This window comes from Streptomyces sp. NPDC054770 (genome assembly GCF_053611985.1).
The window spans coordinates 33,357-51,065 of the sequence record NZ_JBSHBL010000074.1 but is presented as its reverse complement, the minus strand read 5'-3'; the positions used below and the strand labels follow the sequence as shown (position 1 = coordinate 51,065).

Here is a 17,709-nt window from a genome sequence, read left to right as displayed (position 1 = left end):
GACGTGACAGCCGCGCCGGGGATCGAGGACAGGAGGGTACGGCGCAGGGAGTTGCCGAGGGTGTAGCCGAAGCCCGGCTCCAGCGGCTCGATCACAAACCGGGAACGGAACTCGTCGACGACCTCTTCGGTCAACGAGGGACGCTGAGCGATCAGCATGTGTGGATCAGATCCTTCTTTCGTGGACGCCCGCTATTTGACGCCCGACGGACCGCACCCGTGAGAGTGCGGGTACTGCAAGGGTACGGGCGGCACGACCCTTACGGAGCCGTACCGCCCGAGCAGCCCTGCGGAAGCGAGGTCAGACGCGACGACGCTTCGGCGGACGGCAGCCGTTGTGCGGGGTCGGGGTGACGTCCTGGATGGAGCCGACCTCGAGGCCCGTGGCCTGCAGGGAACGGATCGCGGTCTCACGACCGGAACCCGGGCCCTTCACGAACACGTCGACCTTGCGCATGCCGTGCTCCTGGGCGCGGCGGGCAGCCGACTCGGCGGCCATCTGCGCGGCGAACGGCGTGGACTTCCGGGAGCCCTTGAAGCCGACGTGGCCGGCGGAGGCCCAGGAGATCACGTTGCCGGACGGGTCCGTGATGGAGACGATCGTGTTGTTGAACGTGCTCTTGATGTGCGCGTGGCCGTGAGCGACGTTCTTCTTTTCCTTGCGGCGCACCTTCTTGGCAGCGCCCTGACGACCCTTGGGGGGCATCTAGTAACTCCTACGGGGAGGTGGTCGGTCCTACAGCGAAGACCGCTGATGAAGCGTTGTCCGCTGCGGACTACTTCTTGCCCGGCTTCTTCTTGCCGGCGATGGCGCGACGCGGACCCTTGCGGGTGCGGGCGTTGGTGCTGGTGCGCTGACCGCGGACGGGCAGGCCGCGACGGTGACGGAGACCCTGGTAGCAGCCGATCTCGACCTTGCGGCGGATGTCGGCCTGGATCTCGCGACGGAGGTCACCCTCGGTCTTGATGTTGTTGTCGACGTACTCGCGGATGGCGACCAGCTGCTCTTCGGTCAGGTCGCGAACGCGGGTGTTCGGGTCGATGCCGGTCTCGGCCAGCGTCTGCTGCGAGAGTGTCCGGCCGATGCCGAACACGTAGGTGAGGGCGACCTCCACGCGCTTTTCGCGCGGGATGTCAACACCGGAAACGCGTGCCACTTCAATGGCTCCTGGTGATCTTCGGAGGTCTTCCGCAGAACCGGTTCCCAGCCGCCGGCCTCTTCTATTTCAAAGATTAGGTACGAACTGGGTCCCCGGCCTCCGAACCGGGGGTGTCAGGCACCTGCGGCGCCTGGGTCCTGCGTATGAACATGTTCAGCTCGCGTCGCGCGAATCTCTGCGATGTCGATGCAGAGGGATTGGTCCTGCGTCAGCCCTGGCGCTGCTTGTGCCGCGGGTTCTCGCAAATGACCATGACCCGACCGTGACGGCGGATCACCCTGCACTTGTCGCAGATCTTCTTGACGCTCGGCTTGACCTTCATGGGATTGAGGTTCTCCGGGTCAGTTGCCGGCAGCCCCGCTCGCGCGGGACGTGGGCAAGATCTACTTGTAGCGGTAGACGATCCGGCCACGCGTCAGGTCGTACGGAGACAACTCCACCACGACCCGGTCGTCAGGGAGGATGCGGATGTAGTGCATACGCATCTTGCCGCTGATGTGTGCCAGGACCTGGTGGCCGTTCTGGAGCTCGACCTTGAACATGGCGTTCGGAAGAGACTCGACGACAGTGCCCTCGATCTCGATGGCACCTTGCTTCTTGGCCACGCTTCGCCCTTCGAATCGACTACCTTGATCGACTCCCACGCTTCCCTTGCGGGCGCATGCGGACATGCGGGTGCACGAGAGCCGACGAGTCAGTCTACGTCAGCGCACCCGGAAAGACGAATCGGGAAAGCCTGCCCCAGAAGACAGATCATTAAGCGCCCAGCATTTCGAGCGCCCTATCTGAGGCGCCCCGTCTGCAGCGCCCCGACAGGGGCGCGGGGAACTGCGCGGCCAGGCCCCACCGGCCCGCGGGCTTCGAACCGTGCTCAGCCGAGCGGATCCGGCGCAGCCGTGATCCCCAGCTCGGCCAGCTTGGCCTTGCCCCCGTCGGGAGACGTCAGCACCAGCGGACCCTCCTCGGTCAGCGCAACACTGTGCTCCCAGTGCGACGACCACGTCCCGTCCGTGGTGATCACGGTCCAGTCGTCCGACAGGACCTCCGTACGGGGCGTCCCCAGCGACACCATCGGCTCGATGGCCAGGCAGAACCCGGTCACCAGCTTCGGCCCCTTGCCCCGCCGCCGGTCGACGTAGTTCAGCAGGTGCGGGTCCATGTGCATCTCGGTGCCGATGCCGTGGCCGCCGTAGTCCTCGATGATCCCGTACTTGCCGCCGCCGGGCTTCGGCTGCCGGCGGATGTACGTCTCGATCGCCTTCGACACGTCCACCAGCCGGTTGCCCTGCTTCATCGCCGCGATGCCGGCCCACATCGACTCCTCGGTCACCCGGGAGAGCTCGATCAGCTCCGGAGCGTGGCCGGAGCCCACGAACGCGGTGTAGGCGGCGTCGCCGTGCCAGCCGTCGACAATCGCGCCGCAGTCGATGGAGATGATGTCGCCGTCCTTGAGGACGACGTCCTCGGAGGGGATGCCGTGGACGACCACGTCGTTGACGGAGGTGCAGATGGTGGCGGGAAAGCCGCCGTAGCCGAGGAAGTTCGGCTTGGCGTTGTGCTCCGCGAGCACCTTGCGCGCGACCTGGTCCAGATCCTTGGTCGTGGCCCCGGGCACCGCTGCCTCACGCGTCGCCGCGTGAATGGCGGCGACGACCAGCCCCGCCTCACGCATCTTGGCGATCTGCTCGGGGGTCTTGATCTGCACCATCAGCTCTGCTTTCTCACGGGTGCGGGTCCGGTTCTGTACACCGCAACAGTACGGCCCCCCTACAACACGGCAACACGCGGTCGCGCCGATCGCGGCCGCACCCCGGTCAGCGCCGGGTGAGCAGCGGGGTCCAGCGGCCCTCGTCCTGCAACGTCGCCGTCCGGAAGCCGGAGAGCGGGGTGACCTTGCCGTCCAGGCCGACCAGCAGCAGCCGGTTGCGGAACTCGCCCTCGCCGGGGCTGCAGCGCTCGGGATCGCACCGCCACGCGATGAGGTGGCTGTCGTCGGCCCACGCGAGCAGCTGCTGGCCCGGAACCACCACGGCCCGCTCGCCGGTCTTCGCATCCCGGATCTCGGAGACGATGTCGTCGCCCTCCCCCACGAAGGCGCCGGTCACCAGGGTTCCGTCAGGGGACCGGATCCCCTCGGGGTAGGACGCGTCCGCCTCCTGATCCGGGGCGGGCCTCCTCTTGCCGGTCACGTCATAGTAGATCCTTCCGGCGTTGCCGCTGCCGGCCTCCCACACCAGCTCGCCGTCACGGCTCCAGGAGAGGTCCTGACGTCCGCCGACGGGGCCCCCGCTCTGCTGCTCGGCCGGCCGCTCGGCGAAATCCGCCCTGCCGGAGGCGACGTCGATCACGTAGAAGCCGGTGCGGCTCTGCTTCGGTCCTGGCACGGTCTCGCCGTTCACGCGGTAGGGCGCGTCCTTGAACAGACCGTCCGGGTTGAGGCGGTACGCCGTCGCCAGCAGGCGTTTGCCGTCCGGTGAGAACCGCACACCGCCGACGCTCCTGTCGACCTTGATCCAGCGCCGCACCTTGCCCGTGGCCAGGTTCAGCAGCCCTATCCGGTCGGCGGGCAGATCACGTTCGAGCACCGCCGCGGTGCGCATGCCGGGGGCGACGTCCAGCCAGGCCCAGTCGGTCTGCTCGTACCGCCCGGTGGCCGTGTCGAGCAACCGCCACTCGTAGGTGCCGATCGCGTTCCCGTTCGGCTGCTTCACGAGCTTCGCCGTGTAGTACGCCGAGACGGCCGTCCGCCCCGCCGCGATCAGCTCCCGGGGCGGCGACTGATCCGGGTGTGCCGCCACGTCCTCGGCATCCGGCACGCTCGCGAGCCGCTCATGCGCATCACCGCCGCGCAGGGCGAGCGGCACCGCGAGCCCGACGGCGACGGCCACCGCGACGGCGGCAGCCACCCCGAGGCGTCGGACCTTGCGACGGCGCGGCGGCGGTTGTGTCCGCCCGGCGGACTCCGCGGCCGGTCGCGCCGCCGGAGAGGACGGTTTGAACGCGGCGCGGGCATGTGGGTCGGGAGCCATGCTCGTACCTCCATAGAAACGACGACTGGGACGGGGATCCGGCCGGTTGGTGCGAAAGAGGACGGCGAAGAGGACGGCGAAGGGGACGCCGAAGGGGCTGCTCCCGCAACACCGGAGCAGCCCCTCTGCAGTCGATCTCAGCCCACGCGCAGGTGACACATCACGGCGCATGGGTCGAGAGCGCGCTCATCCGCGGCTTACTCGTTGAACCAGTCCGGCGACCAGACAGCCGCACCGCCGCCGTTCCACCAGACCTGCATCTTGTAGACGGAGAGCTGGCCGATGTTCTCGCCCTTCTTGTCGCAGCCGGAGTCGCCGCCGTCGTCGAGCGTCCACAGTCGCGACTCGATGCCGGCGGAGTTCCGGACCCACAGAGCGCCGGTCACCCCGTACCCGTCGGCCTTGGTGTCGCAGACCGAGAACACATCGCCGTCGTCGTGGAAGTGCATGTAGCCACGGCCCGACGGAAGGTTGATCTGCTTGTCGCTGTCGGCCTGAGCCGAAGCACTCAGCCCGACCACCAGGGCGGCGGACGCACCGACCACCATGGCTGCACGGGCAAGCTTCGAGTTGATCACTGTTTCCCCCAACTAGGTTGTGCGTCACCTGTGTTACCAGTGAGTTCCCTGTGAACACTATGTGGATCACGGATCGCATGTCCACATCAATTAAGAGTTCGACGTGAATATGACAAGAACCCGTCCGAGCCTCTTGACAGCCTCATCCGCCGGACCGCGCGCACAAACACGACGGCCGCGGCGCCCCTGGGGGGGCACCGCGGCCGGTCGGGCAGCGATCTTCTACTTGTTCTCGGCCTTTTCGCGCCTGAGCGCTTCGAGCGCCCGCTGCGTGATCTCGTCCACCGGACCCAGGGAGGAGATCGTCACGACCAGACCCTGAGCCTTGTAGTAGTCGATGATGGGCTCGGTCTGCGTGTGGTAGACCTCCAGCCGCGTCCGGACGGTGTCCTCGGAGTCGTCGTCGCGCTGGTACAGCTCGCCGCCGCAGACGTCACAGACGCCCTCGGTCTTCGGCGGGGTGTACGTCACGTGGAAGACGTGCGACGAGTCGTTGCGGCAGATGCGGCGGCCCGCGATCCGCTTGACGACCTCGTCCTCCGAGACCTCCAGGTCAAGCACGGCGTCCAGCTTGATCTTCTCGGCCGTCAGCAGTTCGTCGAGCGCCTCGGCCTGCGAGACGTTGCGCGGGAAACCGTCCAGCAGGAAGCCGTTCACGGCGTCCTCCTGCTCCATGCGGTCCTTGGCCATGGCGATGGTGACCTCGTCGGGGACCAGGTTGCCGGCGTCCATGTAGGACTTCGCGAGTTTCCCGAGCTCCGTCTTCTGGCTGATGTTGGCGCGGAACAGGTCACCCGTGGAGATGTGCGGGATCTGCAGCTCCTTGGCAAGGCGAACGGCTTGCGTTCCCTTACCGGCGCCAGGCGGCCCGACGAGGACGATTCGCATCAGCGGAGGAACCCTTCGTAATTGCGCTGCTGAAGCTGGCTCTCGATCTGCTTCACCGTCTCCAGGCCCACACCCACGATGATCAGGATGCTGGTACCACCGAACGGGAAGTTGTTCGAGGCGTTGAACCCGATCAACGCCATCGTCGGCACGAGAGCGATCAGACCCAGATACAGCGAACCCGGCCAGGTGATCCGGTTGAGCACGTACGACAGGTACTCAGCGGTCGGCCGACCAGCCCGGATGCCCGGGATGAAGCCACCATACTTCTTCATGTTGTCGGCTACTTCTTCGGGGTTGAAGGAGATGGCGACGTAGAAGAACGCGAAGAACACGATCAGCAAAAAGTACAAGCTGATGTAAAGCGGGTGAGTGCCCTTGGTCAGGTTGGCCTCGATCCACGTCTTCCAGCTCGAGTTCCCGCCGGCGAACTGCGCCACAAGCGCCGGAATGTAGAGCAGCGAGGAAGCGAAGATGACCGGAATCACACCGGCCTGGTTCACCTTGAGCGGGATGTACGTAGACGTACCGCCATAGGACCGGCGGCCGATCATGCGCTTCGCGTACTGCACCGGAATGCGGCGCTGGGCCTGCTCCACGAAGACCACCAGCGCGACCATGACCAGACCCACCGCGATAACCGAGCCGAACTCGATCCAGCCGTCGGCCAGGGTGCCCTGCTTCTTGATCGCCCACAGGTTGGACGGGAAGGTCGCGGCGATCGAGATGAACATCAGGATCGACATGCCGTTGCCGATGCCGCGGTCGGTGATCAGCTCACCGAGCCACATGACGACGGCCGTACCGGCGGTCATGCAGATGACCATGGTGATGGTGGTGAAGATCGCCTGGTCCGGCACGATGCTGGTCGCGGTCGAGCAGCCGGAGAACAGGGCGCCGCTGCGGGCGGTGGCCACCAGGCCGGTGCCCTGCAGGATCGCGAGCGCCACCGTCAGGTACCGGGTGTACTGCGTGATCTTCGCCGTGCCCGCCTGGCCCTCCTTCTTCAGGGCTTCCAGGCGCGGGATGACCACGGTCAGCAGCTGAAGGATGATGCTGGCCGTGATGTACGGCATGATGCCGAGCGCGAAGATCGTGATCTGGAGCAGCGCACCGCCGCTGAACATGTTGACGAGACCGAACAGGCCCTGGTTGCCGGACGCCTCGTTCACACACGTCTGGACGGCTTTGTAGTTGACGCCGGGGATCGGGATGTGGGTGCCGACCCGGTACACCACGATGATGCCGAGCGTGAAGAGCAGCTTCTTGCGCAGGTCGGGCGTCCTGAACGCCCGGGCGAACGCGGTGAGCACGGTGCCTCCTGCGACCCCCGCGCAACTGCGTCAAGGGTGACGGTCTTGAGTTTCGACGAATGGGAAAAAGAACAGTGCTGGCCACCTTACCGGCCGCACTGCCCCCCTAGGAACGACCAACCGGGGATACCCCATTGTGAGGTATCCCCGGTCGGGAATCGCTTACGTCATCGAGACGTCCGAAATACTCAGACGAGCTCGGTGACGGTGCCGCCGGCGGCGGTGATCTTCTCCTTGGCGGAGCCGGAGACGGCGTCGACCGTCACCTGGAGCGCCACGGAGACCTCACCCTGGCCGAGGACCTTGACGAGGCTGTTCTTGCGAACGGCACCCTTGGCGACGAGACCCTCGACGGTGACCTCGCCACCCTCCGGGTACAGCGCGGCCAGCTTGTCGAGGTTCACGACCTGGAACTCGGTCTTGAACGGGTTCTTGAAGCCCTTCAGCTTCGGAAGACGCATGTGGAGGGGCATCTGGCCACCCTCGAAGCGCTCCGGAACCTGGTAACGGGCCTTCGTGCCCTTGGTACCACGACCGGCCGTCTTACCCTTCGACGCCTCACCACGACCGACACGGGTCTTGGCGGTCTTGGCGCCGGGGGCCGGACGGAGGTTGTGGATCTTGAGCGGGTTGTTCTCCGCCATGATCAGTCGACCTCCTCGACCGTCACGAGGTGGCGGACGGTGTGCACCATGCCGCGGAACTCGGGGCGGTCCTCCTTGACGACCACGGTGTTGATCCCCTTGAGACCAAGCGACCGCAGAGTGTCACGGTGGTTCTGCTTGCTGCCGATGTACGACTTCGTCTGCGTGACCTTGAGGCGAGCCATTACGCACCCGCTCCCGCACGCGCACGAAGCAGAGCCGCGGGGGCGACGTCCTCGAGGGGCAGACCACGGCGGGCCGCGATCTCCTCGGGACGCTGCAGACCCTTCAGGGCCTCCACGGTCGCGTGCACGATGTTGATCGCGTTGTCGGAGCCGAGCGACTTCGACAGCACGTCGTGGATACCGGCGCACTCCAGGACGGCACGCACGGGACCACCGGCGATAACACCGGTACCCGGCGAAGCCGGCTTGAGCAGAACGACGCCGGCAGCCTTCTCACCCTGGATCGGGTGCGGGATGGTGCCCTGGATACGCGGGACCTTGAAGAAGTGCTTCTTGGCCTCCTCAACGCCCTTGGCGATGGCGGCCGGCACCTCCTTGGCCTTGCCGTAACCGACACCCACGGTGCCGTCACCGTCGCCCACCACGACCAGCGCGGTGAAGCTGAAGCGACGACCACCCTTCACAACCTTGGCGACGCGGTTGATCGCGACAACGCGCTCAACGTACGCGGTCTTCTCGGCGGCAGCAGCGCCGCCGTCACGGCCCTTCCGGTCCCGCCGCTCGCCGCCACCGGCACCGCCACCGCGGCGCTGGGGTCCAGCCATTGGATTACCTCTCTCTTTCCGCTAGCTACAAGCGGCTCAGAACTTGAGCCCGGCCTCGCGGGCGGCGTCCGCCAGGGCGGCGATGCGCCCGGCGTACTGGTTACCACCACGGTCGAACACCACGGCCTCGACACCGGCGGCCTTGGCACGCTCGGCGACCAGGGCGCCGACCTGCTTGGCCTGCGCGGACTTGTCACCCTCGCCACCACGCACCGAGGTGTCCAGCGTGGACGCCGACGCCAGGGTGTGACCCTTGATGTCGTCGATCACCTGGGCCACGATGTGGCGGTTCGAGCGGGTAACGACCAGACGGGGACGCTCCGCCGTACCGGAAATGTTCTTACGGATCCGGATGTGACGGCGCTTGATCGCGGCGCGCTTGTAGGCGTCGCCCTTGAGGATCTTCTGTCCGTATGCCATGGCTTACTTACCCGCCTTTCCGACCTTGCGGCGGATGACTTCGCCCTCGTACTTGACGCCCTTGGCCTTGTACGGGTCGGGCTTGCGCAGCTTGCGGATGTTGGCCGCGACCTCGCCGACCTTCTGCTTGTCGATGCCCTCGACCGAGAAACGGGTCGGAGCCTCGACCTTGAAGGTGATGCCCTCGGGGGCCTCGACCAGGATCGGGTGGCTGTAACCGAGCGCGAACTCGAGGTTCGAGCCCTTGGCGGTCACGCGGTAACCGACACCGCTGATTTCGAGCTTCTTCACGTAACCCTGGGTCACGCCGGTGATCATGTTCGCCACCAGCGTGCGGGACAGGCCGTGCAGGGCCTTGCTCTGACGCTCGTCGTTGGGGCGGGTCACCGCGAGAGTGCCGTCCTCGCCCTTGGCGATGTCGATCGGAGCCACGACGGTGTGGGTCAGCTCGCCCTTGGGGCCCTTGACCTTCACCGTGCGGCCGTCGATGGTGACGTCCACGCCGGCGGGAACCGCGATGGGGAGCTTGCCGATGCGCGACATAGCTGTTTCCTCCGTTCCCTTCTGCTACCAGACGTAGGCGAGGACTTCTCCGCCTACGCCCTTCTTGCCGGCCTGCTTGTCGGTGAGGAGCCCGTGCGACGTGGAGATGATCGCCACGCCGAGGCCGCCCAGCACCTTCGGCAGGGAGGTGGACTTCGCGTACACCCGGAGACCGGGCTTGGAGATCCGCTTGATGCCCGCGATGGAGCGCTCACGGTTGGGACCGAACTTCAGGTCCAGGACGAGGTTCTTGCCGACCTCGGCGTCCTCGACCTTCCAGCCCGTGATGAAGCCCTCCTGCTGGAGGATCTCCGCGATGTGAGACTTGATCTTGGACGCCGGCATCGTCACGGAGTCGTGGTATGCCGAGTTCGCGTTCCGCAGACGCGTAAGCATGTCTGCGATCGGATCAGTCATGGTCATGAATTGGCCTTCGGCCTCTCTCGCCGGGGTTTCCAGGTGCCCATCCCTCTCCTCGATCCGAGACGAGGCGGGTGCGGTGCGGTGGACCTACGGCGTAGTAAGTCGTAAAGGCGACCGTCAGGCGCCCAACCCTCCAAGCCTAAGCCATGAAGGGGTGGGCGCCTGACACGCCCATTGCTTACCGAGAGCTTCGGGAATCCCTAGAAAGCGGGGACTACCAGGAGCTCTTGGTCACGCCCGGCAGCTCGCCACGGTGAGCCATCTCACGAAGGCACACGCGGCACAGGCCGAACTTGCGGTACACGGAGTGCGGACGGCCGCAGCGCTGGCAGCGCGTGTAGCCACGCACACCGAACTTGGGCTTGCGAGCAGCCTTGGCAATCAGAGCCTTCTTCGCCATCTCGCTCACGCCTCCTTGAACGGGAAGCCGAGGTGACGAAGGAGCGCGCGGCCCTCAGCGTCGTTGGTCGCCGTGGTCACCACGGTGATGTCCATACCCCGGGTACGGTCGATCTTGTCCTGGTCGATCTCGTGGAACATGACCTGCTCCGTGAGACCGAAGGTGTAGTTGCCACGGCCGTCGAACTGCTTGGGGGACAGACCACGGAAGTCGCGGATGCGCGGGAGCGCGAGCGACAGGGTGCGGTCCAGGAACTCCCACATGCGGTCGCCACGGAGCGTGACGTGGGCACCGATCGGCTGACCCTCGCGCAGCTTGAACTGCGCGATGGACTTGCGGGCCTTGGTGACGGCCGGCTTCTGACCGGTGATCGTGGTGAGGTCGCGGATCGCGCCCTCGATCAGCTTCGAGTCACGGGCGGCGTCGCCGACACCCATGTTGACCACGATCTTGACGAGGCCGGGGATCTGCATGACGTTCTCGTACTTGAACTCGTCACGCAGCTTGCCCGCGATCTCCTCGCGGTACTTCAGCTTCAGACGCGGAGCAGTGGTGGTAGCCATCAGATGTCCTCACCCGTCCGCTTGGCAACGCGGATCTTGTTGCCTTCGTCGTCGAAGCGGTAACCGACACGCGTGACGACCTTGTTGCCGTCCTTCTCAACGACCAGCTGGACGTTGGAGACGTGGACGGGCGCCTCGGTCGTGACGATGCCGCCGGCCTGCGAACCGCGAGCGGTCGGGCCGGCCTTGGTGTGCTTCTTGACCCGGTTGACACCCTCGACCAGGACCCGGTCCTCGCGGGGGTAGGCCGCGATGACCTTGCCCTGCTTGCCCTTGTCCTTACCGGTGATGACCTGGACCAGGTCGCCCTTCTTGATCTTCATGCTTACAGCACCTCCGGAGCCAGCGAGATGATCTTCATGAACTTCTTCTCGCGCAGCTCACGGCCGACCGGGCCGAAGATACGGGTGCCACGAGGGTCGCCGTCGTTCTTGAGAATGACAGCGGCGTTCTCGTCGAAGCGGATGTACGAGCCGTCCGGACGGCGGCGCTCCTTGACGGTGCGAACGATGACGGCCTTGATGACGTCACCCTTCTTCACGTTGCCGCCGGGGATCGCGTCCTTGACGGTGGCGACGATGACGTCACCGATGCCCGCGTAGCGGCGACCGGAGCCACCGAGCACACGGATGCAAAGGATCTCCTTCGCACCAGTGTTGTCGGCGACACGCAGTCGCGACTCCTGCTGGATCACGTCTATCTCCTGTTTGTCTGCCGGTTCCCGGGGCGGGTGAGTAGGTAAGTAACCAACTCACCCGACCCGAGCCTGGCGGAACTGTCCTGCGGGGTTTGCCCCGCAGGAATTACTTGGCCTTCTCGAGGATCTCGACGACGCGCCAGCGCTTCGTCGCGGACAGCGGCCGGGTCTCCATCAGGAGGACACGGTCGCCGACGCCCGCGGCGTTCTGCTCGTCGTGCGCCTTGAGCTTGTTCGTACGGCGGATGACCTTGCCGTACAGCGCGTGCTTGACGCGGTCCTCGACGGCGACGACGACGGTCTTGTCCATCTTGTCGCTGACGACGAGACCCTCACGGGTCTTGCGGAAGCTGCCGCGCGCCTCAGTGTTCTCAGTCACGTTGCTCTCGCTCATCAGGCGCTCTCCACCGTCTCGATGCCCAGCTCGCGCTCACGCATCAGGGTGTAGATCCGCGCGATGTCCTTACGGACGGCCTTGAGCCGACCGTGGTTCTCGAGCTGACCCGTCGCCGCCTGGAAGCGGAGGTTGAACAGCTCTTCCTTGGCCTCGCGGAGCTTGCCGAGAAGCTCCTCGTTGCCCAGCTCGCGCAGCTCGGACGCCTTGGTACCGGCCGACATCACGCTTCACCTGCCTCGCGCTTGACGATCCGGCACTTCATCGGCAGCTTGTGGGCTGCGCGAGTCAGGGCCTCACGGGCGATCTTCTCGTTGGGGTAGGACAGCTCGAACATGACCCGGCCCGGGTGCACGTTCGCGATCCACCACTCCGGAGAACCCTTACCGGAACCCATGCGGGTCTCGGCAGGCTTCTTCGTCAGCGGGCGGTCCGGGTAGATGTTGATCCAGACCTTGCCGCCACGCTTGATGTGGCGGGTCATCGCGATACGGGCCGCCTCGATCTGGCGGTTGGTCACGTACGCCGGCGTGAGGGCCTGAATGCCGTACTCGCCGAACGCGACCGTCGTACCGCCCTTGGCCTCACCGCGACGCCTCGGGTGGTGCTGCTTGCGGTGCTTGACCCTACGGGGGATCAGCATGTCGGTCAGGCCTCCGTTCCGGTGCTCTCAGCAGCCGGAGCGGCAGCGGCCTCGGCCTGGGGGGCCTCGGCAGCGGGAGCCTGCTGCGGCTTGCGGCCGCGCCGCTCGCCACCACGGCCACCACGGGCCGGGCGGTCACCAGCGCCACCACCACGGGCCGGGCGGTTGCCGGCGCGGGCAGCGGCGTTCTCGGCGCGGACCTCGGCGATGTTCTTGACGTCGCCCTTGTAGATCCAGACCTTCACGCCGATGCGGCCGAAGGTCGTCTTGGCCTCGAAGAAGCCGTAGTCCACGTTCGCGCGGAGCGTGTGCAGGGGCACACGGCCCTCGCGGTAGAACTCCGAGCGGGACATCTCGGCGCCGCCGAGGCGGCCACCGCACTGGATCTTGATGCCCTTGGCGCCGGCCTTCATCGCCGACTGCATGCTCTTACGCATGGCGCGGCGGAAGGAGACGCGGGAGGAGAGCTGCTCGGCAACGGCCTGAGCAACCAGCTGAGCGTCCGTCTCGGGGTTCTTGACCTCGAGGATGTTCAGCTGGACCTGCTTGCCCGTGAGCTTCTCGAGGTCGCCGCGGATGCGGTCGGCCTCGGCGCCACGGCGGCCGATGACGATGCCCGGACGTGCGGTGTGGATGTCCACCCGCACGCGGTCACGGGTGCGCTCGATCTCAACCTTCGAGATACCGGCGCGCTCCATGCCGGACGTCATCATCCGACGGATGGCGACGTCTTCCTTGACGTAGTCCTTGTACAGCTTGTCGGCGTACCACCGGGACTTGAAGTCCGTGGTGATGCCGAGCCGGAACCCATGCGGGTTAACCTTCTGGCCCATTACCGGGTTCCTTCCTTGCTGCTGACGACCACGGTGATGTGGCTGGTCCGCTTGCGGATCCGGTAGGCACGGCCCTGGGCGCGCGGCCGGAACCGCTTCAGGGTCGGGCCCTCGTCGACGTACGCCTCGGAGATGAAGAGGCTGTCGGCGTCGGTGTGGTCGTAGTTGTGCGCGGCGTTGGCGATGGCGCTGTCCAGCACCTTGCCGACCGGCACGGAGGCTGCCTGCGGAGCGAATCGCAGAACAGCCTGAGCCTCCGTGGCGTCCATGCCACGGATAAGGTCCACCACGCGGCGGGCCTTCATGGGCGTAACGCGGATGTACCGCGCCTGGGCCCTGGCTTCCATGGTTGTCCCTCTCAGTTACTTACGTGTCTGAATGCGATCCGCTGCTAGCGGCGCTTCGACTTCCGGTCGTCCTTGACGTGGCCCCGGAAGGTGCGGGTCGGCGAGAACTCGCCGAGCTTGTGGCCGACCATCGACTCGGTGACGAACACCGGGATGTGGGTCTTGCCGTTGTGCACCGCGAGGGTGTGACCCAGCATGGCCGGGACGATCATCGAGCGGCGGGACCAGGTCTTGATGACGTTCTTGGTGCCGGCTTCGTTCTGGGCGTCCACCTTCTTGATCAGGTGGTCGTCGACGAAGGGCCCCTTCTTCAAGCTACGAGGCATCTCAACCAGTCCTTAACGCTTCTTGTTCGTCTTGCGGCGGCGGACGATGTACTTGTTCGACGCCTTCTTGGGCGAACGAGTACGACCTTCCTTCTTGCCCCACGGGGAGACGGGGTGACGACCACCGGACGTCCGGCCCTCACCACCACCGTGCGGGTGGTCGACCGGGTTCATGACGACACCACGGACGGTCGGGCGAACGCCCAGCCACCGCTTGCGGCCGGCCTTGCCCCAGTTGATGTTCGACTGCTCGGCGTTGCCGACCTCACCGACGGTGGCGCGGCAGCGCGCGTCCACCATGCGGATCTCGCCGGACGGCATACGGAGGGTCGCCATGGCGCCCTCACGGGCGAGCAGCTGCACCGAGGCACCCGCGGAGCGGGCGAACTTGGCGCCACCGCCGGGACGGAGCTCGATCGCGTGGACCGTGGTACCGACCGGGATGTTGCGGAGGGCCAGGTTGTTGCCCGGCTTGATGTCGGCCCCGGGACCGTTCTCCACGGTGTCGCCCTGCTGCAGGTTGCGCGGGGCGAGGATGTAGCGCTTCTCGCCGTCCGCGTAGTGCAGCAGCGCGATGCGCGCGGTGCGGTTGGGGTCGTACTCGATGTGCGCGACCTTCGCCGGCACGCCGTCCTTGTCGTGACGACGGAAGTCGATCACTCGGTAGGCGCGCTTGTGTCCGCCACCCTGGTGGCGAACGGTCACACGACCGGCGTTGTTACGGCCGCCCTTGCTGTGCAGCGGGCGGACCAGCGACTTCTCCGGCGTGGACCGCGTGACCTCGACGAAGTCGGCGACGCTGGCGCCACGACGGCCCGGCGTAGTCGGCTTGTACTTGCGGATTCCCATTTCTCAGTCCTCGTCCGATATCGGACGATCCGACCCGCTTACGCGGTCGGACCGCCGAAGATGTCGATACGGTCGCCCTCGGCGAGGGTCACGATCGCGCGCTTGGAGCCCGCGCGCTGACCGAAACCGGTCTTGGTGCGCTTGCGCTTGCCCTGGCGGTTGAGGGTGTTGACCCCGGTGACCTTGACCGAGAAGACCGCCTGGACGGCCTGCTTGATCTGGGTCTTGTTGGCGCCCGGGGCGACGACGAACGTGTACTTGTTCTCGTCCAGGAGCGCGTAGCTCTTCTCCGAGACGACCGGCTTCAGCAGCACGTCACGGGGGTCCGTGAACGACTTGCTGAGCGGGGTCTCGACGGTGTTCTTGCCCTCGGCCTCGTGGCGGCGCGCCTTGGCGACGCGTGCGGCCTTGGCGGCCTTGGCGGCCTTCGAGGCGATGCTCGGGTGACGGGTAGCCATCAGACCTCGGTCCCTTCGGTGTCGTTGGCCTTCGGGCCGGCGACGAAGGACTCGAGAGCGGCCTGGGTGAAGACCACGTCGTCCGAGACGATCACGTCGTACGTGTTCAGCTGGCCCGGCTCCAGGATGTGGACCTGGGGCAGGTTGCGGGCGGACAGCCACGCGGCCTCGTCGGCGCGGTCGACGACCAGGAGCAGGTTCTTGCGCTCCGAGATCTTGCCGAACAGCGTGCGAGCGGCCTTGGTGCTGGGGGTCTCGCCCTCGATCACGCCGGTGACGACGTGGATGCGGTTGTGACGCGCCCGGTCGGTGAGGGCGTGACGCAGAGCGGCAGCCTTCATCTTCTTCGGGGTGCGCTGCGAGTAGTCACGCGGCTGCGGGCCGTGGACGACGCCACCGCCGGCGAACTGCGGCGCGCGGGTCGAGCCCTGACGGGCGCGGCCGGTGCCCTTCTGGCGGTACGGCTTCTTGCCGCCACCACGGACCTCGCCACGGGTCTTCGTCTTGTGCGTGCCCTGGCGGGCGGCCGCGTTCTGCGCGACGACGACCTGGTGGATCAGCGGGATGCTGACCTTCTCCACGCCGAAGATCTCCGCGGGGAGCTCGACGCTACCGGTCTTCTCGCCGGCAGGCGAAAGGATGTCAACAGTGCTCATCGGTTACCTCAGGCCCCCTTGGCCGCGGTGCGGACCAGGACGAGGCCGCCGTTCGGACCGGGAACCGCGCCCTTGATGAGCAGCAGACCCTTCTCCGCGTCAACGGCGTGGACGGTCAGGTTCTGGGTGGTGACACGCTCGTTGCCCATACGACCCGCCATGCGGAGGCCCTTGAACACACGGCCCGGGGTGGCGCAGCCACCGATGGAACCGGGAGAGCGGTGCTTGCGCTGGGTGCCGTGACCGGCGCCGAGGCCCTTGAAGTTGTGACGCTTCATGACACCGGCGAAGCCCTTGCCCTTGCTCTTGCCGGTGACGTCGACCTTCACGCCGGCCTCGAAGACCTCGGCGGTGACTTCCTGACCGAGGGTGTACTCGGAGGCGTCGGCCGTACGGATCTCGACGAGGTGACGGCGGGGGGTGACGTCGGCCTTGGCGAAGTGGCCCTTGAGGGGCTTGTTCACCTTGCGCGGGTCGATCTCGCCGAAGGCGATCTGGACCGACTCGTAGCCGTCGACGTCGTTGGTACGGACCTGGGTGACGACGTTGGGGCCGGCCTTGACGACGGTGACCGGAACAACACGGTTGTTCTCGTCCCACACCTGCGTCATGCCGAGCTTCTCGCCCAGGATGCCCTTGATCTGCTTAGCCATTCTCAGCTCACCGACCCTCAGAGCTTGATCTCGATGTCGACACCGGCCGGGAGGTCGAGTCGCATCAGAGAGTCAACGGTCTTGGGGGTGGGGTCGAGGATGTCGATCAGGCGCTTGTGGGTGCGCATCTCGAAGTGCTCGCGCGAGTCCTTGTACTTGTGCGGCGACTTGATGACGCAGTACACGTTCTTCTCAGTGGGCAGCGGCACCGGGCCCGCGACCGACGCACCAGTCCGGGTCACCGTCTCGACGATCTTCTTCGCCGAGGAGTCGATGACCTCGTGGTCGTAGGCCTTGAGCCGGATGCGGATCTTCTGTCCCGCCATGGCTACTCAGTAGTCCTGTCTTTGCACGCTCTGGAACCCGGCGGTTCCGCTTTCCTTCTCCGACCCACGCGGTCGGGTGTGTCGCGCTCTCGCCGACACAGATGCCCCTTGTTCGAACATCCCTGCTGGGAAAGCACGGCCCTTCCGGAACCGCAAGCCGAGGGCGGAAGGCCCACCGGGTGCCTGGCCGGTGCCGCACCGCACTTCCCGAAAGATTCCCGTACGTCCGCCCCAGTGCTGCCCGCAGGCAGTTAGGGCGACGAGTACTGTGGGACTCGCTTCCGGTCCTCCCGGCGGGAGGCGCGCAGCATCAACACTCGACCGAGCAACTCCGACAGTCTGCCATACGGGGCAGGGGGCTGGCCAATCGGGGGCCGGAGAGGATACCCCCAGGGGGACACGAGTCAAACACCCGTACCCCGGCCGGGCGGTTCCCTGCGTACGTGAACCGCTGGGGAGGCTCGTCGGCACGCACCGCCCTTGAGCGGTGCGCGGAGAGGAGGCCTCCGCAGGAGTCGTACGCGTATGCCTCGGTCCAGGTGTCGGCGCGGATCGCCGTCACCCGTCCCGCCGCGTTGAGCGTGTACGCGGTGTCACCGATGCCCGCTTCGACCGTCTCGGTCAGGCCGGTGGGCGTGTGGACGTAGGTGCGGTCGATCGTGGCCGCCGGCGCCCCGTCCTGACCGTGACGGCCATGGGCGGTGACCATGCGCTGCCTCCGGAGCCGGTGCACGGCGTCCCATGACTGCTGCACCGCGAATGCTCCGTCGAGCCGCA

The 17,709-nt window shown here is 66.4% G+C and carries 31 protein-coding genes and 1 pseudogene; 1 reads left to right on the top strand and 31 read right to left on the bottom strand.

Features of this window, described 5'->3' with window-relative positions:
- From ACWGKQ_RS41275 to rpsJ, 31 genes and pseudogenes are all read right to left on the bottom strand, one after another.
- Nucleotides 1–158 (bottom strand): annotated as a pseudogene (locus ACWGKQ_RS41275) (DNA-directed RNA polymerase subunit alpha); the annotation flags it as partial.
- A gap of 142 nt (nt 159–300) precedes the next feature.
- Nucleotides 301–705: a 30S ribosomal protein S11 gene (rpsK, locus tag ACWGKQ_RS41270; protein ID WP_003956432.1), complete on the bottom strand. Its 405-nt coding sequence runs from the start codon at nt 703–705 to the stop codon at nt 301–303.
- Nucleotides 706–775: 70 nt separating this feature from the next.
- Nucleotides 776–1,156 (bottom strand): 30S ribosomal protein S13, encoded by a 381-nt coding sequence (gene rpsM / locus ACWGKQ_RS41265; RefSeq protein WP_031167100.1) that lies wholly within the window; start codon nt 1,154–1,156, stop codon nt 776–778.
- 211 nt (nt 1,157–1,367) lie between these two features.
- A complete protein-coding gene (gene rpmJ / locus ACWGKQ_RS41260) occupies nt 1,368–1,481 on the bottom strand; it encodes a 50S ribosomal protein L36 (protein WP_003998809.1) in 114 nt (37 codons plus the stop codon).
- A gap of 61 nt (nt 1,482–1,542) precedes the next feature.
- On the bottom strand, nt 1,543–1,764 hold the full coding sequence (infA, locus tag ACWGKQ_RS41255; protein WP_003948620.1) for a translation initiation factor IF-1: 222 nt from the start codon (nt 1,762–1,764) through the stop codon (nt 1,543–1,545).
- Between the two features lie 266 nt (nt 1,765–2,030).
- On the bottom strand, nt 2,031–2,867 hold the full coding sequence (gene map / locus ACWGKQ_RS41250) for a type I methionyl aminopeptidase (RefSeq protein WP_453297178.1): 837 nt from the start codon (nt 2,865–2,867) through the stop codon (nt 2,031–2,033).
- Between the two features lie 106 nt (nt 2,868–2,973).
- Entirely contained in the window at nt 2,974–4,188 is a 1,215-nt protein-coding gene (locus tag ACWGKQ_RS41245; protein ID WP_453297177.1) for a hypothetical protein, read from the bottom strand.
- Between the two features lie 197 nt (nt 4,189–4,385).
- Complete coding sequence (locus ACWGKQ_RS41240) at nt 4,386–4,736, bottom strand: hypothetical protein (RefSeq protein WP_453297176.1); 351 nt, start codon at nt 4,734–4,736, stop codon at nt 4,386–4,388.
- Nucleotides 4,737–4,988: 252 nt separating this feature from the next.
- Nucleotides 4,989–5,654, bottom strand: a complete 666-nt coding sequence (locus ACWGKQ_RS41235; protein ID WP_453297175.1) for an adenylate kinase — start codon at nt 5,652–5,654, stop codon at nt 4,989–4,991.
- The gene (secY, locus tag ACWGKQ_RS41230; RefSeq protein WP_453297174.1) at nt 5,654–6,967 is read right to left on the bottom strand and encodes a preprotein translocase subunit SecY; all 1,314 of its coding nucleotides are present in this window, start codon (nt 6,965–6,967) and stop codon (nt 5,654–5,656) included. Before secY ends, ACWGKQ_RS41235 begins: the two co-directional genes overlap by 1 nt.
- Before the next feature lie 188 nt (nt 6,968–7,155).
- Nucleotides 7,156–7,611: a 50S ribosomal protein L15 gene (gene rplO / locus ACWGKQ_RS41225; protein ID WP_007443991.1), complete on the bottom strand. Its 456-nt coding sequence runs from the start codon at nt 7,609–7,611 to the stop codon at nt 7,156–7,158.
- Between the two features lie 2 nt (nt 7,612–7,613).
- Complete coding sequence (gene rpmD / locus ACWGKQ_RS41220) at nt 7,614–7,796, bottom strand: 50S ribosomal protein L30 (RefSeq protein WP_006376032.1); 183 nt, start codon at nt 7,794–7,796, stop codon at nt 7,614–7,616.
- Nucleotides 7,796–8,401: a 30S ribosomal protein S5 gene (rpsE, locus tag ACWGKQ_RS41215; RefSeq protein WP_009190144.1), complete on the bottom strand. Its 606-nt coding sequence runs from the start codon at nt 8,399–8,401 to the stop codon at nt 7,796–7,798. The genes rpmD and rpsE overlap by 1 nt, the downstream gene beginning before the upstream one ends.
- Before the next feature lie 36 nt (nt 8,402–8,437).
- Nucleotides 8,438–8,821 (bottom strand): 50S ribosomal protein L18, encoded by a 384-nt coding sequence (gene rplR, locus ACWGKQ_RS41210; RefSeq protein WP_089099426.1) that lies wholly within the window; start codon nt 8,819–8,821, stop codon nt 8,438–8,440.
- A gap of 3 nt (nt 8,822–8,824) precedes the next feature.
- Nucleotides 8,825–9,364, bottom strand: coding sequence for a 50S ribosomal protein L6 (rplF, locus tag ACWGKQ_RS41205; protein WP_046732374.1), 540 nt, complete (start codon nt 9,362–9,364; stop codon nt 8,825–8,827).
- A gap of 24 nt (nt 9,365–9,388) precedes the next feature.
- Entirely contained in the window at nt 9,389–9,787 is a 399-nt protein-coding gene (gene rpsH / locus ACWGKQ_RS41200; protein ID WP_089099428.1) for a 30S ribosomal protein S8, read from the bottom strand.
- A gap of 214 nt (nt 9,788–10,001) precedes the next feature.
- Nucleotides 10,002–10,187 carry a type Z 30S ribosomal protein S14 gene (locus ACWGKQ_RS41195; protein WP_003948630.1) on the bottom strand — a complete coding sequence of 62 codons (186 nt, stop codon included), beginning with the start codon at nt 10,185–10,187 and terminating at the stop codon, nt 10,002–10,004.
- Nucleotides 10,188–10,192: 5 nt separating this feature from the next.
- The gene (rplE, locus tag ACWGKQ_RS41190) at nt 10,193–10,750 is read right to left on the bottom strand and encodes a 50S ribosomal protein L5 (RefSeq protein WP_093499638.1); all 558 of its coding nucleotides are present in this window, start codon (nt 10,748–10,750) and stop codon (nt 10,193–10,195) included.
- Nucleotides 10,750–11,073, bottom strand: a complete 324-nt coding sequence (gene rplX, locus ACWGKQ_RS41185) for a 50S ribosomal protein L24 (RefSeq protein WP_030967306.1) — start codon at nt 11,071–11,073, stop codon at nt 10,750–10,752. Before rplX ends, rplE begins: the two co-directional genes overlap by 1 nt.
- A 2-nt stretch (nt 11,074–11,075) precedes the next feature.
- Nucleotides 11,076–11,444: a 50S ribosomal protein L14 gene (rplN, locus tag ACWGKQ_RS41180; protein WP_003992364.1), complete on the bottom strand. Its 369-nt coding sequence runs from the start codon at nt 11,442–11,444 to the stop codon at nt 11,076–11,078.
- Nucleotides 11,445–11,553: 109 nt separating this feature from the next.
- Nucleotides 11,554–11,841 (bottom strand): 30S ribosomal protein S17, encoded by a 288-nt coding sequence (gene rpsQ, locus ACWGKQ_RS41175; protein WP_189268843.1) that lies wholly within the window; start codon nt 11,839–11,841, stop codon nt 11,554–11,556.
- Nucleotides 11,841–12,065, bottom strand: coding sequence for a 50S ribosomal protein L29 (rpmC, locus tag ACWGKQ_RS41170; protein WP_030174543.1), 225 nt, complete (start codon nt 12,063–12,065; stop codon nt 11,841–11,843). Before rpmC ends, rpsQ begins: the two co-directional genes overlap by 1 nt.
- Nucleotides 12,065–12,484 carry a 50S ribosomal protein L16 gene (gene rplP / locus ACWGKQ_RS41165; RefSeq protein WP_189268842.1) on the bottom strand — a complete coding sequence of 140 codons (420 nt, stop codon included), beginning with the start codon at nt 12,482–12,484 and terminating at the stop codon, nt 12,065–12,067. The genes rpmC and rplP overlap by 1 nt, the downstream gene beginning before the upstream one ends.
- Before the next feature lie 5 nt (nt 12,485–12,489).
- Nucleotides 12,490–13,317, bottom strand: coding sequence for a 30S ribosomal protein S3 (gene rpsC / locus ACWGKQ_RS41160; RefSeq protein ID WP_217549193.1), 828 nt, complete (start codon nt 13,315–13,317; stop codon nt 12,490–12,492).
- The gene (gene rplV, locus ACWGKQ_RS41155; protein ID WP_003974262.1) at nt 13,317–13,664 is read right to left on the bottom strand and encodes a 50S ribosomal protein L22; all 348 of its coding nucleotides are present in this window, start codon (nt 13,662–13,664) and stop codon (nt 13,317–13,319) included. The genes rpsC and rplV overlap by 1 nt, the downstream gene beginning before the upstream one ends.
- Before the next feature lie 44 nt (nt 13,665–13,708).
- Nucleotides 13,709–13,990, bottom strand: a complete 282-nt coding sequence (rpsS, locus tag ACWGKQ_RS41150; RefSeq protein WP_003992359.1) for a 30S ribosomal protein S19 — start codon at nt 13,988–13,990, stop codon at nt 13,709–13,711.
- A gap of 12 nt (nt 13,991–14,002) precedes the next feature.
- Nucleotides 14,003–14,839 carry a 50S ribosomal protein L2 gene (gene rplB, locus ACWGKQ_RS41145; RefSeq protein ID WP_093499642.1) on the bottom strand — a complete coding sequence of 279 codons (837 nt, stop codon included), beginning with the start codon at nt 14,837–14,839 and terminating at the stop codon, nt 14,003–14,005.
- A gap of 38 nt (nt 14,840–14,877) precedes the next feature.
- Nucleotides 14,878–15,297, bottom strand: a complete 420-nt coding sequence (gene rplW / locus ACWGKQ_RS41140) for a 50S ribosomal protein L23 (protein ID WP_383712990.1) — start codon at nt 15,295–15,297, stop codon at nt 14,878–14,880.
- Nucleotides 15,297–15,953, bottom strand: a complete 657-nt coding sequence (gene rplD / locus ACWGKQ_RS41135; RefSeq protein WP_123974799.1) for a 50S ribosomal protein L4 — start codon at nt 15,951–15,953, stop codon at nt 15,297–15,299. Before rplD ends, rplW begins: the two co-directional genes overlap by 1 nt.
- A gap of 8 nt (nt 15,954–15,961) precedes the next feature.
- The gene (gene rplC, locus ACWGKQ_RS41130) at nt 15,962–16,606 is read right to left on the bottom strand and encodes a 50S ribosomal protein L3 (protein WP_062706771.1); all 645 of its coding nucleotides are present in this window, start codon (nt 16,604–16,606) and stop codon (nt 15,962–15,964) included.
- A 17-nt stretch (nt 16,607–16,623) separates the two neighbouring features.
- Nucleotides 16,624–16,932: a 30S ribosomal protein S10 gene (gene rpsJ, locus ACWGKQ_RS41125; RefSeq protein WP_003948644.1), complete on the bottom strand. Its 309-nt coding sequence runs from the start codon at nt 16,930–16,932 to the stop codon at nt 16,624–16,626.
- A 443-nt stretch (nt 16,933–17,375) separates the two neighbouring features.
- Between rpsJ and ACWGKQ_RS41120 the strand changes: the two genes are divergently transcribed.
- The gene (locus ACWGKQ_RS41120; RefSeq protein WP_453297173.1) at nt 17,376–17,579 is read left to right on the top strand and encodes a hypothetical protein; all 204 of its coding nucleotides are present in this window, start codon (nt 17,376–17,378) and stop codon (nt 17,577–17,579) included.
- Nucleotides 17,580–17,709: the final 130 nt, after the last annotated feature.

What these genes read in the sequence shown, in the direction of transcription:
- rplW (WP_383712990.1), bottom strand. Translation starts at nt 15,297, where the DNA reads ATGGCTACCCGTCACCCGAGCATCGCCTCGAAGGCCGCCAAGGCCGCC.
- rplR (WP_089099426.1), bottom strand. Translation starts at nt 8,821, where the DNA reads ATGGCATACGGACAGAAGATCCTCAAGGGCGACGCCTACAAGCGCGCC.
- rplD (WP_123974799.1), bottom strand. Translation starts at nt 15,953, where the DNA reads ATGAGCACTGTTGACATCCTTTCGCCTGCCGGCGAGAAGACCGGTAGC.
- rplC (WP_062706771.1), bottom strand. Translation starts at nt 16,606, where the DNA reads ATGGCTAAGCAGATCAAGGGCATCCTGGGCGAGAAGCTCGGCATGACG.
- rpsH (WP_089099428.1), bottom strand. Translation starts at nt 9,787, where the DNA reads ATGACCATGACTGATCCGATCGCAGACATGCTTACGCGTCTGCGGAAC.
- rpsC (WP_217549193.1), bottom strand. Translation starts at nt 13,317, where the DNA reads ATGGGCCAGAAGGTTAACCCGCATGGGTTCCGGCTCGGCATCACCACG.
- rplO (WP_007443991.1), bottom strand. Translation starts at nt 7,611, where the DNA reads ATGGCGGAGAACAACCCGCTCAAGATCCACAACCTCCGTCCGGCCCCC.
- rplE (WP_093499638.1), bottom strand. Translation starts at nt 10,750, where the DNA reads ATGGCTACCACCACTGCTCCGCGTCTGAAGCTGAAGTACCGCGAGGAG.
- ACWGKQ_RS41240 (WP_453297176.1), bottom strand. Translation starts at nt 4,736, where the DNA reads ATGGTGGTCGGTGCGTCCGCCGCCCTGGTGGTCGGGCTGAGTGCTTCG.
- ACWGKQ_RS41195 (WP_003948630.1), bottom strand. Translation starts at nt 10,187, where the DNA reads ATGGCGAAGAAGGCTCTGATTGCCAAGGCTGCTCGCAAGCCCAAGTTC.
- rpsK (WP_003956432.1), bottom strand. Translation starts at nt 705, where the DNA reads ATGCCCCCCAAGGGTCGTCAGGGCGCTGCCAAGAAGGTGCGCCGCAAG.
- rpsS (WP_003992359.1), bottom strand. Translation starts at nt 13,990, where the DNA reads ATGCCTCGTAGCTTGAAGAAGGGGCCCTTCGTCGACGACCACCTGATC.
- map (WP_453297178.1), bottom strand. Translation starts at nt 2,867, where the DNA reads ATGGTGCAGATCAAGACCCCCGAGCAGATCGCCAAGATGCGTGAGGCG.
- rpmD (WP_006376032.1), bottom strand. Translation starts at nt 7,796, where the DNA reads ATGGCTCGCCTCAAGGTCACGCAGACGAAGTCGTACATCGGCAGCAAG.
- rplB (WP_093499642.1), bottom strand. Translation starts at nt 14,839, where the DNA reads ATGGGAATCCGCAAGTACAAGCCGACTACGCCGGGCCGTCGTGGCGCC.
- rplX (WP_030967306.1), bottom strand. Translation starts at nt 11,073, where the DNA reads ATGAAGATCAAGAAGGGCGACCTGGTCCAGGTCATCACCGGTAAGGAC.
- rpmC (WP_030174543.1), bottom strand. Translation starts at nt 12,065, where the DNA reads ATGTCGGCCGGTACCAAGGCGTCCGAGCTGCGCGAGCTGGGCAACGAG.
- rpsQ (WP_189268843.1), bottom strand. Translation starts at nt 11,841, where the DNA reads ATGAGCGAGAGCAACGTGACTGAGAACACTGAGGCGCGCGGCAGCTTC.
- ACWGKQ_RS41235 (WP_453297175.1), bottom strand. Translation starts at nt 5,654, where the DNA reads ATGCGAATCGTCCTCGTCGGGCCGCCTGGCGCCGGTAAGGGAACGCAA.
- rplP (WP_189268842.1), bottom strand. Translation starts at nt 12,484, where the DNA reads ATGCTGATCCCCCGTAGGGTCAAGCACCGCAAGCAGCACCACCCGAGG.
- rplF (WP_046732374.1), bottom strand. Translation starts at nt 9,364, where the DNA reads ATGTCGCGCATCGGCAAGCTCCCCATCGCGGTTCCCGCCGGCGTGGAC.
- ACWGKQ_RS41245 (WP_453297177.1), bottom strand. Translation starts at nt 4,188, where the DNA reads ATGGCTCCCGACCCACATGCCCGCGCCGCGTTCAAACCGTCCTCTCCG.
- rpsJ (WP_003948644.1), bottom strand. Translation starts at nt 16,932, where the DNA reads ATGGCGGGACAGAAGATCCGCATCCGGCTCAAGGCCTACGACCACGAG.
- rpsE (WP_009190144.1), bottom strand. Translation starts at nt 8,401, where the DNA reads ATGGCTGGACCCCAGCGCCGCGGTGGCGGTGCCGGTGGCGGCGAGCGG.
- rpmJ (WP_003998809.1), bottom strand. Translation starts at nt 1,481, where the DNA reads ATGAAGGTCAAGCCGAGCGTCAAGAAGATCTGCGACAAGTGCAGGGTG.
- rplV (WP_003974262.1), bottom strand. Translation starts at nt 13,664, where the DNA reads ATGGAAGCCAGGGCCCAGGCGCGGTACATCCGCGTTACGCCCATGAAG.